The sequence below is a fragment of the Streptomyces sp. NPDC053560 genome (assembly GCF_044544605.1).
Lineage (GTDB): Bacteria > Actinomycetota > Actinomycetes > Streptomycetales > Streptomycetaceae > Streptomyces.
In genome coordinates, this window is record NZ_JBITXI010000013.1 from 160253 (window position 1) to 176027 (window position 15775).

Below are 15775 nucleotides of genomic sequence, written 5' to 3' on the forward strand. Positions count from 1 at the left end.
CCGTGTCCCCCCCCCCCCCCCCCGCCGGCGGGCGCGCCCCCCCCCCCCGCCCCCCCGCGGGCGGGCCCCCCCCCCCGGGGGGGGGGGGGGCCCCCCCCCCCCGCGGCGGCGATGCCCGGCGGGAACGAGCCCGTCGGACGCGTCAGCCGCGGGCGAGGAGCCCCCGGCGCAGGCGGGTGAGGATGCGGGTCAGCAGCCGGGAGACATGCATCTGGGAGATGCCCAGCTCGCCCGCGATCTGAGACTGGGTCATCTCACGGCCGAACCGCATGTGCAGGATCCGGCGGTCCCGCTCCTCCAGTTCGTGCAGCAGGCCGCCCAGTGCGTGGATGTTCTCCACCAGCTCCAGGGCGGGGTCCGTCTCGCCGAGGACGTCCGTGAGGCTGCGGCCCTCGCCGTCCGAGTCGGGACCGTCGTCCGGGGCGTCGAGGGGACCGGCGGTGTAGCCGTTGCTCGCGACGAGCCCCTCGATGACCTCCTCCTCGCTGATGTTCAGCTCGGCCGCGAGCTCGGCGACCGTGGGGTCCCGGTCCAGCGCGTTGACGAGGCGCTCCTTGGCCTGGGCCAGCTCCACGCGCAGTTCCTGAAGGCGCCGCGGGACGTGCACGGCCCACGTCGCGTCGCGGAAGAACCGCTTGATCTCGCCCATGATGTAGGGCACGGCGAAGGTGGGGAACTCCGTGCCCCGCGAGAGGTCGAACCGGTCGATGGCCTTGATCAGACCGATCGTGCCGACCTGGACGATGTCCTCCATCTGCCCGGTGTCCCCGGCGCGGTTGCGGAAGCGCCCCGCCACGAAGCGCACCAGCGCGAGATTCATCTCGATCAAGGTGTTGCGCGCGTACTGGTACTCGCTGGTGCCCTCTTCGAGCTGGGTCAGCCGCTCGAAGAACAGCTTCGACAGTGCCCTGGCGTCCTGCGGCGCCACCTTGGCGGCTTCCTCGACCCACGGCAGTCCGGCGTCCATGGCCAGGGACTCGCCCTCGGCTCCCGCGGTCACCTGTTCCTCGGTATCCATCACCGCCGGCGACGTCGTCATGCTTCCACCCTCCCGAATGTTCATCCTGACCTCAGGTCTCAGCGTCGTCTGCCCGGGCTCAAGGATTCTATGCATCCCTTCGCGAATTCCGATGCACGAATCTGAGTACAGGTATCCGAGGGTGCCCGTCGGCAGCGAGTACGGGTGGTACATGAGATATCTCGTGCGATCGGGGTACAGGTGTGACACCCGCCCGCTCATGACTGAACAGAGGTGCTGTAGTGCTGCTGCCGTCTCCCGAGACACTGCGCAATCTCGTCGCCCGGTACGAGGAACTCCAGGTCCTCCACTCCGAGCAGGGCTCCTACGAGGCGGCCCGGCGCCTGGAGGACATCACCTACACGTTGTGCGTGTCGACCGGCACGCGGACGCCGGAGGACGCCCTCGCCGTGGCCGAACGTCACCTGGCCCGTGCCGAGGTCGCGGCGGCCACGCCCTCCGATGTGGCGCTCACGGCCTGAGTGGTGAGGAGCGGCCGCTCAAGGTGCTACAGTTGATCTTGAGCGCGCCGCAGCGAAACCTCAGGCGGCACGCCTCGCGTCGGTAGTCCAAGGAAAGACGCCCCGCTTCCTGCGGGGAGATGCAGGTGCAAGGCCTGCCCGGCGCTCCGGAACAGCCCGGCCCCCGCCTGAGAGGCGGGGGCCGGCTTCGTTTGCGTGCGGGTTCCGGTCAGTTGCCGCGGTCCGCCGGGCCGCCGTGCTCGACGGTCAGCGGCGCGAAGGCGACCCGGGTGACCGACCCGTCGTCGGCCCACCGGAACGTGATCGCCTCGCCGTCGGAGTCCGCCGACACCACCGACACGACCTCGGCCAACGGCACACCTTCGGCCTGTGCGGACCCGGCTGTCCCGGACAGTGACGCGACGGCCGCCACGACCACCGTCGCGTCCGCCTGCTCGACAGGAGCCGTGCTGAGCCGGGGGATCACCGCCCAGCGCGTGAACGCCGTGCCCTGCGGTGCGCGCGCCTCGTCCCGCTCCGCCCAGCCGTACACACCGTGCAGCTCCGAGACCAACTCCGGTGCCTGCTCCGGGCCCGTCGCCCAGCCCGTCTGGCGTATCCGCGCCCCGTACGGCACTCCCGCGGCCCGGTGCACCCGCAGCTCGTACCGGCCACGCACCACCGTCACGCTGCGGACTTCCAGCCCCGGCACCATCGGCGGCCCTGCCGCGAACACCGGGCGGTGCCAGGAGGCGGCCCAGCCCCACCCGTCGCCGCTGCCGGCGCCCAGCGGCTGGATCCGGCAGCGCAGCGACGCCCGCCCGCCGGCCTCGACCGACAGATGGTTGTCGGGCACGTTCCCGGGAGCGGCGGGCCCGGTGCCCGTCGAGTAGGCGAACCGTCCGTAGAGCACGTCGTGCACGGCGGCGGTGTCGCCCTCGTGCGGACGGACGTGGTCGCTGCCGTGATTGTGCAGCCGCGCGATGCCGTCGGCGCCGGTGGTCTGGATGAGCAGGCCCGGCGCGGGAAGCGCGAGTACCCGGTCCGCACCTTCGGCGGGCGCCGCTTCCTCCGTGGCCGTCCACAGCGGATCGCCGGCCGGCGCGAGGAGTGCCACGAACGCCTTGGACGCCCAGTACGGCGAGCCGGGCCCGGAGTACGTCTGGAGGGAGGCGTCGTGCGGTCCGTGCCAGCCCAGGCTGAGCAGTCCGTCATCGGCCCCGACCCCGCCCCGGGTGACGAAGTAGCGCAGCGCACCGCTCAGCAGCCGACGGGAGACGCCGGGGGCGAGGGGAGTGTGTCCGGTCAGTGCGCCCAGGCCCACCGCGGCCCCGGCGGCGAAGCGGTACGTCAGCGAGCGGCCGAAGTGGATCGGGGCCCCGTCGCCGCCGAAGAGGAGCGAGTAGCCCGCCAGGTGTTCGCCGAGCCGGGGCCCGTAGAGGTCCAGCATGGCCTTGTCGTTCGCGAGGTGGGCGTGCAGCACCGGATAGAGGTGCAGTGCCCAGCCGTTGTAGTGGTCGAATGCGCGGCCGTCGCCGTCCGCGTACCAGCCGTCGCCGCGGTACCACGTCTCCAGCAGGCGCAGGCCGCGCTCGATGGCCCGCCGGGTCTCGGCGTCACCGCGGCCGACCGACTCCAGGAACCCGGCCACGGTGACGGCGAAGAGGTACCAGTTGTTGGGCGCCGGGGTGTGCCGCAGGGCGCCGCGCAGCCATTCCTCGGCACGGTCCTGCACGGTGCTGTCGAGCCGGTCCCAGAGCCACGGCCGGGTCAGCCGCAGGCCGAGCGCGACGGAGGCCGACTCCACCATCGGCTGGCCCTGGACGTGGTGGTCGAGGATCAGCGGCCAGGACTCGGCGTCGGCGCGGCCCGGCGTGCGGGTGCCGGCGGTGAGCCCGTCCGCGTACCTACCGAGGAAGCCGTGCGGATCGGCGCCGCCCGCGCCCGCGACGCGGAACGCCGCTGCCAGGAAGGTACGGGCGTATCCCTCCAGGCCGTCGGAGCGCACCCCGGACCTGGACGGCCGGCCCGGCAGGTCCAGCAGCGCCCCGCCGGGCGTGGCCCAGCGCCAGGCGGCGTCGACCAGCCCGTCGGCGGCGGCCTCCCAGTGGGCGCGGGTGTAACCGGTGTGCGGGCTGAGCGTGCGGTCCTCGGGCGGCAGGTGCGGAAAGTGGCCGGTACGGGCGGATGCGGGGGTGCCGGGAACATCGTTCATGCCAGGAACGCCAGCCTTTCGCGGTGTACGGGATGGGCGAAGCCGTCGCCCGCGGCCCAGCGCGCCACCTCACTCACCGTCAGTTCGGCGAGGCGGCGCCATTCGTTGCCCTGGGAGCCGGCCAGATGCGGGGTCAGCAGGGCGTTCTCGCAGTCCCACAGCGGATGGTCACCGGGCAGGGGATCGGGCTCGGTGACATCCAGGACCGCGTGGACGCGGCCCGAGGCCACCGCGTCGGTCAGTGCGTCCTGGTCGACGACGGCACCCCGCGAGGTGTTGATCAGTGTCGCGCCGGGGCGGAGCCGGTCGATCAGCTCGCGGCTGACCAGACCCCGGGTGGCGGGCAGCAGCGGTGTGTGCACGCTGACGACGTCACTCGCCGCGAACAGCTGCTCAAGATTCACGGTCGGCACGCCCAGCTCCGCGGCCTCGGCCCCGGTGACGTACGGGTCGTAGAGCAGGACCTGGAGGTCGTACGGGCGCAGCAGCTCGATCACCCGCCGCCCGATCAGTGAGGCGGAGCAGATCCCCACCGTCCTGCGGTAGTTGCCGATCGAGCGGTCGGTGTGCAGCCAGTTGTCGCGGCTGCGGGTGGCACGGTAGTCGCGGGCGCGCTCCAGGACGCGCTTGTTCGCCAGCAGGGTCATCGCCACGGTGTACTCGGCCACCGGCAGGGCGTTGGCCGCCGCTGCCGAGGACACCTCGATGCCGCGTTCCCAGCAGGCCTCGGTGAGGTGGTTGCGGACGCTGCCCGCCGAGTGCGCGATGGCCCGCAGCCGGGGCGCGGCGGCGAGCACCGCGTCGTCCACGGGCGGACAGCCCCACCCGGTGACCAGCACCTCCGTCGTGGCGAGGACCGCGCGGGCCCGTTCGGTCGTCAGGTCGTCCAGTACGGGGAAGGGCGCCGGCTCGCACACGGCGGCGAGGGCCGCCGTCTCGTCCGGGCCGAAGACGGCCGTGGCGGCGTCCTGGCTCATGGCGAGCGCGGCACGCGGCCGGCGACGGGCGTCGGGCATGGAACTCCTTCGACTTGTCGTACGCGGGCTTACTTCACCGCTCCGGCGGTCAGCCCCGAGCGCCAGAAGCGCTGCAGCATCATGAAGGCGAGGATCAGCGGCAGTACCGCGAGCAGCGAGCCCATGACGACGACGGGGTAGTACTCGGGGGAGACGGTCGCCGAGCTGTTCCACGTGTACAGCCCCAGGCTCACCGGATACAGATTCTGGTCGGACAGCATGACCATCGGCAGGAAGAAGTTGTTCCAGATGGCGGTGAGCTGAAAGAGGAAGACGGTCACCAGGCCGGGCCCGAGCATGCGCAGGGCGACCTTGAAGTACGTGGCCAGTTCGCCGGCGCCGTCGATGCGGGCCGCCTCCAGCACCTCGTCGGGCACGTACCCCTGGCTGAAGATGCGGCCGAGGTAGACGCCGAAGGGGTTGAAGAGGACGGGGATGAAGACCGCCCAGAAGGTGTTCACCAGCCCCACGCCGGACGCCATCAGGTACAGCGGCAGGGCGAGGACGGTCTGCGGCACCATGACGGCGGCCAGCACCAGGCCGAACAGCTTCTCCTTGTGCCGGAAGCGGTACTTGTCGAAGGCGTAGCCGCAGGCCGTGCTGATCAGCGCGCCGAGCGCCGCGCCCACCACCGCGTACAGCAGGCTGTTGCCGTACCAGCGGCTGTAGAGCCCGCCGTCCATGGAGAACACATCGCCCAGATTGGCGAACAGCGAGAAGTCCCCGAGGGACAGCAGATCGCTGCTGAAGAGCGCCTCACGGTTCTTCGCGGCGGCCAGCACCAGCCACAGCACGGGCAGCAGGGTGTAGAGCACGCACACGCCGACGACGACGTGCACGGCGGTCCGGCCGAGCATCCGGGGACGCAGGGCGGTGGAGGTGGTGGTCATCGGGCAGCCTCCTCCGTGCCGCCGGACCGGTTGGTCCAGCGGGTCACGCCGTAGGACAGGGCGATGGTGCAGATGAGCAGGATCACGGAGGCGGCCGCCGCCAGGCTGTAGTTGTTGCGGTTGAAGGCGGCGTCGTAGATGTACATGCTCGGGGTGAACCGTGAGTTGATCATCGGCGTCTGCTGGCCCAGCAGCATCGGCTCGGTGAACAACTGCAGGCCCCAGATCAGCGTGAACATCGCGACCATGAGGACCGAGGACCGTACGAGCGGGGTCTTGACCTGCAACGCGGTGCGCACCGGCCCCGCCCCGTCGACCACCGACGCCTCGATCACCTCGCGCGGCACCGCCTGGAGCGCGGCGTAGAAAATGATGGTGTTGTAGCCGAGGTTGCTCCACACCGCGATGTTCACGATGGAGGGCAGGACGGTGTGGACACCGAGGAAGTCGACGGTGATGTCACCACGGGCCAGCAGTTCGATCACCGGGCTGATGCCGGGGGTGTAGAGGTACAGCCAGATGATCGCGGCGATGATGCCGGGCACCGCGTGCGGCAGGAACAGCGCCAGCTGCGCCCAGGACCGCAGCCGCACCACCCCCGAGTCCAGCAGCAGTGCGAGACCCAGGGCGCACACCACCATCAGCGGGATGTAGACCAGGCAGTACGCGGCGACGGTGCCGAGGCCGCCGAGGAAGGTCGGGTCGGTGAGGACGGCTGCGTAGCTGCGCAGCCCGACGAACACCGTCCGCTCCGGGCCGAACCCGAGTCCCGGCTGGTCGGCGCCGAAGAAGCTCAGCCATACGGCGGTGCCGACGGGGATGAGGAAGACCGTCACGAGCAGGACGAAGAACGGCGTCATCAGCACGCCGCACGCGCCGAGCCGCCGTCTTCGTGCCCCGCGCCGCTGAGCGGCGGCGGACGGGGCAGCGGCCCGGTCCGGTAGTGCGACGGTGTCCGTGGTGGTTGTGGTCGTGGTCATGGTGTCACCTGCCTCTCTGACGGTCGTCAGCTGCTGCGTGCGGTGGTGGCCAGGCCGAGGGCCTTGAGGTCGGGCATGGTGCCGCGCTGGGCTTCGCGTACGGCGTCGATGATCGTGCCCTGGCCGCCGGCGGCACGGGCGAACCCGTCCTGCATGACTTTCTGTGTCGATGTCATCCGCGGACCCCACGTCCACCGGTCGTCTATCAGCCGGGCCTGGTCGCGGAAGAGCGCGTAGATGTCCTGGCCGGAGTAGTAGCGGCGGTCGAATGCCTTGCGTCCCACCTCGATCAGCCCGGGAGCCGCGGGGAGCTGACTGCTGGTCCCGCTGGAGAGCCGGGCGCGCAGCGCCTCGGGGTGAGTGACCTGCCAGCTGATGAACTCCAGCGCGGCCTCGGGGTTCCGGCAGTCCTTGGTGATGGCGAAGGTGGAACCACCGTGGGTGGCGCTCACCGGTCGTTTGGTGTCCCACTGGGGGAGGGGTGCGATGGCCCACTTGCCCGCCTGCTGCGGGTGGGCGTTCATCTGCGCGCCGGCGTCCCAGGCGCCGCTGAGCCGGGCGAGCAGCCGGCCCTGGCCGACCTGGGCGGTGCCGCGCGTGCCCTCGGTGGGATTCATGAAGATCAGGTCCTGGTCGTACAGCCGCTGCCAGTAGTCGGCCACCCGCCGGCTGGGTGCGTCCGCCATGGAGACGTTCCAGGCGCCGCGCGAGGTGTCGAACCAGCGGCTGCCCGCCTGCCAGGACCAGGCAGCGAACTGCGTCATGCCGTCGGTGGGGAACAGCGCCAGCCTGCGGTCCGGTGCGCGCTTCCGCACCACCCGCGCCGCCTCCTCGAAGTCGTCCCACGTGGCGGGGACGTCCAGGCCGTACTCACGGAAGAGGTCCGTCCGGTAGTGCAGCACCATCGGCTCGACGTCCAGCGGGACGCTGAAGACCCGGCGGTCGAAGGTGGTCAGCCGGAGCGCCTGCGGCAGCAGCTTGCCGCGCAGCTCGTCGTCGACGAGGTCGGTGATGTCGCGGGTGACGCCGTCGATCGCGAAACCCGGGACCTGGGGGTACTCGATGGTGGCGACGTCCGGGGCGTTCCCGGCCCGCGCGGCGTTGCTGAGTTTGGCGTATCCGCCCTGCGCGCCGGACGGGACCTGCTGGAAGTCCACTTGGATGTGATCGTGTGTGCGGTTGAACGCGTCCACCACTTCCTGGCTGCCGCGCAGCGCGGACCAGAAGGTGACGCGAGTGGTGCTCTTGCCAGTGGTGCGCGGCTGTCTGCCGCCGCTGCCGGTGCAGGCGCTCACACCGGACACGGACAGGGCGGCGAGCACAGCGAGTACGGATCTACGGCTCTGTTGACCCGGCATGCGTGCCTCCCGCGGCTCGTTTCGGGACACGGGAATAGTGATCGGCGCAACAGAACCCGGTCAATAGAGCGATCAGAAGGAAATGAAGCGGTCAAACGCTCACTGAGGGAGAGTCAGCGATCACGAAGCCTGACGGCCACTCACTCACCTGCACCGGCCCGTCGCGTGGTCGAGCCGCGGACCTGCAGATCCGGCAGCAGCTCGATCCGCCGTACGGGTGCCGGACGTCCCCCGGAAGACGGCTTCAGCCGGTGCAGCAACAACTCGGCCGCCGCCCGCCCGACCTCCGTCTTGGGTGGTGACACCGCGGTCAGCGGCGTACTGCCCAGCGCCGCGACCACATCGTCGTACGCCACCACCGAGAAGTCCTCCGGCACCCGTATCCCGTCCTCCTGGAACCGCTGGACCAGCATCAACGCGTCCACGTCCCCGTGCAGCAGCGCCGCCGTGGCACCACGGTCACGCACCAGCTCCAGAACATCGGGCGGCTCCTGACCGCCCTGCACCCGGCCATCGTCCCCCGCCCCGGCCCGCTCGCGCTCCGCCGCCTCCGGCACCGCGGTCGGCGAACTCAGCGTCACCGCCCAGTCCTCGACCTCCGTCCGCTCCGCCGCGATCGCGGTGAACGCCGCACGCACCGCCCGGGCCGTCGGGCTGTCGTCCCGCGCGGCCAGAATGATCCTCCGGTGGCCCAGCGCCACCAGATGCTCGACGGCGAGGTGCACGCCGTACCAGTGGTCGGAGCAGACCGAGTCCAGCGCGTGCAGCGCACTGCCCGGCAGCGGACGGCGCTCCATCAGCACGGTCGGTACGTCCAGGGCCCCGAGCCAGCCGTAGTCGGCCTCCTCCGCGCCCCGCCCGCGCCACCGCGGCGCGATCAGCAGCCCCCGCACACCGCTCGCCAACGCCCGCTCCACCATGGGCCGTTCACCACCGGAAACGGCAGGCGCGATGTGCAGCGCGATGCGCATGCCGGCTTCCTCCAGCACCGTTCGGGCACCGTGCAGGGTCTCGAAGAGGTACGAATGCCGCTCGGGCACCACCAGACCGATCGCCGGGGCCGTGTCCTCGCCCGGCCGCCCGCCCGTCGCCACCGCCGCGGCGGCACCCGTACCCGCTTCGTCGACCGGCGCGAGGGAACGTGCCACCCCGTGCCCGCGCCGCAGCTTCCCGGCACGCTCCAGCTCCTCGACGTCCCGGCGGACGGTGACCACCGAGACCTCCAGCTCGGCCGCGAGGTCGGCGACGCGAGCCGAGCCGCGCGACCTCAGAACGGCCAGTATGCGCTGCCGCCGCAGTTCCACCGGTTCCCGCATGCCCCGCCCCCCTGTGTGTGCGTTTGAGCGTTCGGCGGCAGCATAACGATCAGCACCGCTGCGCACGAGACAATCATCGACTCGGCGGCTCGTGCTGTCTCGCCTCGGCCTACCGCGTGCGCCGCTTCAGCATCGCTTTGATGGCGTACACATCGCTGTAGTTGGACGGCCCGCTCCGCGTGTCGTTGTAGAGCGCGTTGGCGGAGAAGTAGCTCATGTTGACCGCCAGCGGATCCTGGACGAGCTCGACGCGGTACGTCCGCCCCTCGCGCAGCCGCGCCGCGGCGTAGGTGGAGCCGCGTACGGCCGTCCAGCTGCCCGTGTTGGGCAGGGCGATGACCTGCTCGGTGACCGGGCGACCGGTGGCGTCGTCGATGACCCGCAGCAACTTCATGCCGCCGGCCACCCCCGTGTTGATCGCGCCGCCGACCGCCGCGTCCGCCTGCAGCAGGTACTCACCACTGGCCTCGGGCCTGATGCGGGCAGTGATCCGGTCGCCCGGCGCGGTGCCCCAGTCCGCGTAGTACACACCGTGCTCACTGTGGGCCCGGCGCCCGCCGACGACGTCGAAGTCCGCGCCGGTGACCTTGATGACCCGCTCGTCGTCCGGCCCCCGGTAACACCGCGGTTCCGCGTGTTGCGAGGTGTTGCCGCTGGAGGTGTAGCGCAGCCGGACGCTGTAGCAGTGCGAGACGTCCGCCGCATCCATGGCGGTGCGATCGGTCCACGTCTGCGTTCCGCCGGTGACGGGCCGGTCCTCGGCGATCACCTTGCCGTCCCGCAACACGTCCATGGTGACGCGGGAAGCGTCCTCCGCACCGATGTCCACGGACAGCCGCATCCGGCCGTCCCCATCGGCCTCCACACCGTCCACGGCCGGTGTCTTCGGCCCGTACAGTGCCTCCTTCGAAGCGGTGTTCACCGGCTCGGGAGCAGGCGTCGCGGAACCTGCCCGCGGCGGACCCAGCTCGATCACGAGCTTCGAGGTGCCCTCACCGAGCATCTTCTCGGTGATCGGAGCGCCGGGGGGCAGCCGCTTCCCGTTCAGCCTCAGCGACCTGACCCGGTACGCACCCTCGGCGGCGGCTCCCTTCGGCAGGTCCAGCGCGATGTCCAGCCGGTGCCCGCGGTAGTTCACGTTCCGCAGCGCGGCCCGGTCACTGTCACGGAAGTACTGGTTGCGCACCTGCGCCGGCAGGAAGGGACGCACATGCAGCCCGTCCGGCCGCGCATCCATGCCAAAAAGACTCTGCTGCACCATCGACAGCATCCCCGAGATGCTCCACAGCTGCCGGTCGGAGTTGATCTCCGTCTTGGTGCCGCCGTCCAGGAGGTTGATGTTCTCCTTGTTCGTGCCGAAGAGTGCGGCTCCGCGCACCAGCGACCGCGCCTGGAGCGCGGCCACCCCGTCGTTCCCGGTCTTCGCGGCCGCGCGCATCAGATACGCGGTGACGAAGGGCCAGATGCCGTTGTTGTGGTACGCCGGTACGCCCTGCTGCTGCGGCCACAGCACGGACGGCCCGTACGGCGTCTGCGGGTAGTTGGCGACGGCCTCCCGGGCCTGCCGCGGCGTGGCGACACCGGTGAGCACGGCCAGCGAGGTGCCCAGTGCGTCGTACCGGTCGGCCGGCGCGGTGTCGAGCTCGGTGGTGAGCATCTGGGAGAACTGTCCCCGCTCCGGCAGCCAGAACTTGCTCCGGATCGCCGAGGCGAGCCGGCCGGCCCAACCGCGGTACTTCGCGGCGGCCGCGGCATCGCCCGCGCCGGCCGCGAGACGCGCCGCGGCGTCGATGGCCGCCCAGTGGGCGACGTTGGTCGACAGCGAGCGCGAGGTGGCGATGGTGGCCACATCGTCCTTCGTCCAGTCCGGGTAGCTCTGCTCGCGCCAGTCGAGGAAGGAGTGCTCGCCCTTGTAGAGCCCGACCGACGGGTCGTAGACGACCTTGCGGTCGTGCTCGACGGTGTTGCGGATCGCGTCGTACGCCTTGGCCGCGAAGGCCGTGCGTTCGCCGTCCGCGTCCGGCAGCCAGTCCAGGATCTCGCTCGCGCCCAGCGCCCACACCACCCGGTCGGTGGAGCTCGGATAGCTGCCGCCGGTACCGGTGTCCTGGATGATCTGCGTGTCCCCGGAACCGTCCCGGCGGTCGCTGAGCTTGAACGCCAGCGTGTTGCGCATCCGCTCCGGATCGGCGGCCGTCAGCCCCAGATCCGCGGAGTAGGAGACATCGCGCGTCCACACGTACGTCCACGACTTGCCGGTGATGTAACAGCCACCCGGGCAGTCGACCGGCTTGCCGTTGTTGTACGAGCCGTCGGTGAGCCGGTCGGTCGCGTTCCGCGCCGCCTCGTCGTGCGCCATCGCGTACAGCCCGTCCAGCAACACCGAACCGGATCGCAGCGTCGGCCGGTCCGCCCGCTCACGGAACGTCCGCTCGGTCCGTCCCTCTTCCGTCTCGTTCGTCGCCCCCGCGCTGACCAGCTTGTACGTCCGCAGGCAGGCGTCCCCCGAACCGGCGACATCGACGATCGTGAGCGTCGCCTTCCCGGTCCCGTCCGCGAACCGACCACTGTCCCCGACCTCCCCGCACCCCTCTGCACCTCCACCGGAGGCCGCCGATGCGGCCCGGTTTGCCGACCCCGCCGCACCGGCCGGGGACACGATGACACCGGAGGACGCCACCACGGCCAAAGCGATCAGCCCGCCGCCGATCGGTCCCGTTCTCATACGCTTTCGCCCACGTATTCGCCCACGCACCATGTATTCACCTTTTGAAGAGAGGGGAGGGGTCGGAGGATCATTCCCCTACGAGAATTTCGGCGAAGTTAGCCCTCGCATGCAGGCCAGTCAAGGGTGTTGACAGCCGTCGATGAATGTCGACTTCAACTTCCGAATCATTAGGGAGGTCAATGCGACACACGACGTACCGAGTACGCTTGCGGCGTGACGATGCACAACGCCGTCGATGTGAATGTCGACGCCATGCTCGAGGACCTCAGGACGCTCGTCGAGATCGAGTCTCCATCGCGTGACGCCAACGCCCTGACGGCATCGGCGAACGCGGTCGCCGCATTCATCGAGAACCGCCTCGGTGGCCGGGCCCGCCTCGTGGAGAGTGACGCCGGACCCCACGTCCACTGGTCGGGTGGCGGCGACCCCAAGGTACTGATCCTCGGACACCACGACACGGTGTTTCCGCTCGGCACCCTCGCCCGTCGCCCCTTCAAGGTCGAGGACGGCCATGCGACGGGGCCCGGGGTCTTCGACATGCTGGGCGGCCTGGTGCAGGCCGTTCACGGCGTGGCATCGCTCGGCGACCGGTCCGGTGTCGAGATCCTGGTGACCGCCGATGAGGAAGTCGGGTCCCACGCCTCGCGCGCGCTCATCGAAGAACGCGCGCTCGCTTGCGGTGCGGTGCTCGTGGCCGAGGGCGCGGCCGACGACGGTGGCCTGAAGACCGGACGCAAGGGCTGCGGCACGTTCCGGGTGACCATCACGGGCCGCGCGTCGCACGCCGGGCTGGAGCCGGCGGCCGGTGTCAACGCCCTGGTCGAGGCGGCACACCAGGTACTGGACATCGCGGCACTCGGCCGCCCCGGCATCGGCACGACGGTGACCCCGACCGTCGCCTCCGCCGGCACCCTGGACAACGTCGTACCTGCGGAGGCCACCGTCATCGTCGACGTGCGGGTCGAGTCGGCCGACGAGAAGGACCGCATCGAGTCGGCCTTCGCGGCACTGGCTCCGCACCTCCCCGAGGCGAAGCTCGCGGTAGAGGGGTCCGTAGGCCGTCCTCCGATGCCCGAGTCGGCATCGGCCGACCTGTTCGCCGTGGCCCAGCGACTCGTACCCGGCCTGCCGGGCAAGGCGGTCGGCGGCGGCAGCGACGGAAACTTCACGGCCGCCCTGGGCGTACCGACGCTCGACGGTCTCGGCGCGGTGGGGGGCGGTGCACACGCCGACCACGAGTACCTGGTGGTCGCGGCCATGACCGAGCGGGCGCAGCTCATCGCCGGCCTGGTGGACGCGATCCAGCAGGCTTGAGCACTGTTTCCACCGTCAGTGCCACGGTGCGGGCCCTTCGCCGACGGACCAGTCAATCAGTTCCGTACCACTGAAGCAGAGGATGCCGCACTGCTCGGCGTACTCCAGGGCGGGATCGGTGAACGTACTGGTGGTGACGAGCGCCGCGACATCCGCACCGTGGACGGTGTAGCAGGTACCGCCGAAGCGCTGGAGGTCCTGCGAGCCGACCCTGTGGGTCTCGGCGTAGCGCTTGCACTGAATGACCACGGTGCGGCCGTCCGGCGCCCTGGCCACGATGTCCGCGCCGAGGTCGTTGGCGCCACCGACGATCTGGACGTCGAAACAGCCGTCCCGCTCGCACAGTGCGGCTACCGCGCTCTCGAACTCGTCGGCGCCCATGGCCGCGTAGTCCATCACGCGCCCGGCTTCTTCGGCTTGGACTTCGGCTTCGGTCTCGCTGTCGGCCTCGTCCACTGCGAGCCCCTCTTCGCCCGATGCACCGCTGCGAGGGACGCGGCCTCCGCGAGGACGGAAGCGCAGCACCCCGAAGACCAGCGCCCCGATTAGCAACACCACGCCGAGGCTCGCCACAGGATGGCGAGCCGCACCGTCGAGGCCTGTTCTCAGCATCAGGCCGATACCGACGATGCCGATGGCGATCAGCCCGAAGCAGACGGTGAGTTGGCGCAGGCTGAAGGCAGGGCGGCGGGTGACGGGGCGGGGCCGGCGAATAGGTGTGACCATGAGGCGCTCTCCAGGGCTGGATGAAGATCGTTTTCTTCAAGTGCCCTGGATGAGCCGAGTTACTGCTGCACTTTCAGTTTCCCGTGGGACGACCGGTGTTCGGACTGCCCACCCTCGCTACCTGTCACCTGCCACCTGCTGTGTCCCCGGGTCGGCGGCCCCGCATCACCGTTGGGGCCGCCGTACGGCGTGGGCCGGGCGTCAGGCCACCGGGGCCGGCGCCGGGTAGGTCGGGTACTCCACCCCGGAGACGTGCTGGACGACGCGGATGACCTGGCAGGAGTAGCCGAACTCGTTGTCGTACCAGAGGTAGAGGATCGCGTTGTCACCGTCGACCTTGGTGGCACCGGCGTCGACGATCGACGCGTGGCGCGAGCCGACGAAGTCCATCGAGACGGCGTCGGGGGCCGTGGTGAAGTCGATCTGGCGCTTCAGCGGCGAGTTGAGCGAGACATCGCGCAGGTAGTCGAGGACCTCGTCGCGGGTGGTCTCGCGGCCCAGGCGCAGGCTGAGGATCGCGATCGAGACGTCCGGGACCGGCACACGGATCGAGCTGCCGGTGATCGGCGCCTTGAGGTCCGGCAGGGCCTTGGCGACGGCCGAGGCGGCACCGGTCTCGGTGATCACCATGTTCAGCGGCGCGGAACGGCCACGGCGGTCGGCCTTGTGGTAGTTGTCCAGCAGGTTCTGGTCGTTGGTGAACGAGTGGACGGTCTCCACGTGACCGCGCTGCACGCCGAACTCGTCGTCCATCGCCTTCAGCGGCGGCACGATCGCGTTGGTGGTGCAGGAGGCGCAGGACAGGACGCGCTCGTCCGGCTTGATCGTGTCGTGGTTGACGCCGTGCACGATGTTGGGCACGTCGCCCTTGCCGGGCGCGGTCAGGACGACCTTGTCGATGCCGGGGCGCAGGTGCTGGGACAGGCCCTCGCGGTCGCGCCACTTGCCGGTGTTGTCGATGAGGATGGCGTCGTTGATGCCGTACGCCGTGTAGTCGATCTCGGAGGGGTCGTTGGCGTAGATCACCTTGATGGTGTTGCCGTTGGCGACGATCGCGCCGTTCTCCTCGTCGACCGTGATCGTGCCCTGGAACTGGCCGTGGATCGAGTCGCGGCGCAGCAGCGAGGCGCGCTTGACGAGGTCCTGGTCGCCGCCGCCGCGTACGACGATGGCGCGCAGCCGCAGGCCGTTGCCGGAGCCGGCCTTCTCGATCAGGAGGCGGGCGACCAGGCGGCCGATGCGCCCGAAGCCGTACAGGACGACGTCACGGCCCTCGCCGCGCTCGATCTTGTTGGCACCGGTGGCCCCGGCGACTGCCTCGGCGGTGAACTGCTCGACGGACAGACCCCGGTCGTCGGCCTTGTAGGTCTCGGCGAGCCTCGCGAGATCGATCTGCGAAGGGCCGAGATCGAGCGTGGTGAGAGCCTGCAGGAACGGCATCGTCTCGGTGACCGAGAGTTCCACACCCGCGATCTGCCGGGCGAACCGGTGCGTCTTGAGGATGCTGACCACCGACTTGTTCACCAAGGAGCGGCTGTGAAGCAGGACGGTGACGTCCCGCTCCCTCTGCAGCTTCCCGATGATCGGGATCATCGACTCCGCGATCTCCTCGCGAGTCTTCCAGTTGGTGAACGAGTCATCGTTGACAGTCACAGGATTTATCTTTCGAGCTAGGCGGTGCTCATATGGTAACCCGACCCCCATTCGATCATCACGCCGGTCCCGTGTGAGAGGCGGGGTGGCTGGTCACCGC

The 15775-nt window shown here is 70.3% G+C and carries 12 protein-coding genes; 2 read left to right on the forward strand and 10 right to left on the reverse strand.

The features are described 5' to 3' along the window. Positions 1 to 142: 142 nt before the first annotated feature. On the reverse strand, positions 143 to 1039 hold the full coding sequence (locus ACIGQF_RS29135; RefSeq protein ID WP_399716148.1) for an RNA polymerase sigma factor SigF: 897 nt from the start codon (positions 1037 to 1039) through the stop codon (positions 143 to 145). A gap of 221 nt (positions 1040 to 1260) precedes the next feature. On the opposite strand from ACIGQF_RS29135, the gene ACIGQF_RS29140 reads away from it, so the two are divergent. After that, a complete protein-coding gene (locus tag ACIGQF_RS29140) occupies positions 1261 to 1500 on the forward strand; it encodes a DUF5133 domain-containing protein (protein WP_399716150.1) in 240 nt (79 codons plus the stop codon). 208 nt (positions 1501 to 1708) lie between these two features. On the opposite strand, the gene ACIGQF_RS29145 is transcribed toward ACIGQF_RS29140, so the two are convergent. The 7 genes from ACIGQF_RS29145 to ACIGQF_RS29175 all read right to left on the reverse strand — a co-directional run bounded on the left by ACIGQF_RS29145 (position 1709) and on the right by ACIGQF_RS29175 (position 11979). Beyond that, on the reverse strand, positions 1709 to 3694 hold the full coding sequence (locus tag ACIGQF_RS29145; protein ID WP_399716153.1) for a DUF2264 domain-containing protein: 1986 nt from the start codon (positions 3692 to 3694) through the stop codon (positions 1709 to 1711). Further along, positions 3691 to 4710, reverse strand: a complete 1020-nt coding sequence (locus ACIGQF_RS29150) for a hydroxyacid dehydrogenase (protein WP_399716156.1) — start codon at positions 4708 to 4710, stop codon at positions 3691 to 3693. Before ACIGQF_RS29150 ends, ACIGQF_RS29145 begins: the two co-directional genes overlap by 4 nt. A gap of 29 nt (positions 4711 to 4739) precedes the next feature. Then, a complete protein-coding gene (locus tag ACIGQF_RS29155) occupies positions 4740 to 5600 on the reverse strand; it encodes a carbohydrate ABC transporter permease (RefSeq protein WP_399716159.1) in 861 nt (286 codons plus the stop codon). Further along, complete coding sequence (locus ACIGQF_RS29160) at positions 5597 to 6580, reverse strand: carbohydrate ABC transporter permease (RefSeq protein WP_399716161.1); 984 nt, start codon at positions 6578 to 6580, stop codon at positions 5597 to 5599. Before ACIGQF_RS29160 ends, ACIGQF_RS29155 begins: the two co-directional genes overlap by 4 nt. A gap of 26 nt (positions 6581 to 6606) precedes the next feature. After that, positions 6607 to 7938: an ABC transporter substrate-binding protein gene (locus ACIGQF_RS29165; protein WP_399716163.1), complete on the reverse strand. Its 1332-nt coding sequence runs from the start codon at positions 7936 to 7938 to the stop codon at positions 6607 to 6609. 140 nt (positions 7939 to 8078) lie between these two features. After that, the gene (locus tag ACIGQF_RS29170) at positions 8079 to 9254 is read right to left on the reverse strand and encodes a substrate-binding domain-containing protein (RefSeq protein ID WP_399716165.1); all 1176 of its coding nucleotides are present in this window, start codon (positions 9252 to 9254) and stop codon (positions 8079 to 8081) included. A 109-nt stretch (positions 9255 to 9363) separates the two neighbouring features. Beyond that, positions 9364 to 11979 (reverse strand): hypothetical protein, encoded by a 2616-nt coding sequence (locus ACIGQF_RS29175; RefSeq protein ID WP_399716168.1) that lies wholly within the window; start codon positions 11977 to 11979, stop codon positions 9364 to 9366. A 222-nt stretch (positions 11980 to 12201) separates the two neighbouring features. Between ACIGQF_RS29175 and ACIGQF_RS29180 the strand changes: the two genes are divergently transcribed. Further along, positions 12202 to 13296, forward strand: coding sequence for a M20 family metallopeptidase (locus ACIGQF_RS29180; protein ID WP_399716511.1), 1095 nt, complete (start codon positions 12202 to 12204; stop codon positions 13294 to 13296). Between the two features lie 15 nt (positions 13297 to 13311). On the opposite strand, the gene ACIGQF_RS29185 is transcribed toward ACIGQF_RS29180, so the two are convergent. Beyond that, a complete protein-coding gene (locus ACIGQF_RS29185) occupies positions 13312 to 14022 on the reverse strand; it encodes a restriction endonuclease (protein WP_399716171.1) in 711 nt (236 codons plus the stop codon). A 201-nt stretch (positions 14023 to 14223) separates the two neighbouring features. Continuing rightward, positions 14224 to 15675 carry a glyceraldehyde-3-phosphate dehydrogenase gene (locus ACIGQF_RS29190; protein ID WP_361551187.1) on the reverse strand — a complete coding sequence of 484 codons (1452 nt, stop codon included), beginning with the start codon at positions 15673 to 15675 and terminating at the stop codon, positions 14224 to 14226. Between the last annotated feature and the right edge of the window lie 100 nt (positions 15676 to 15775).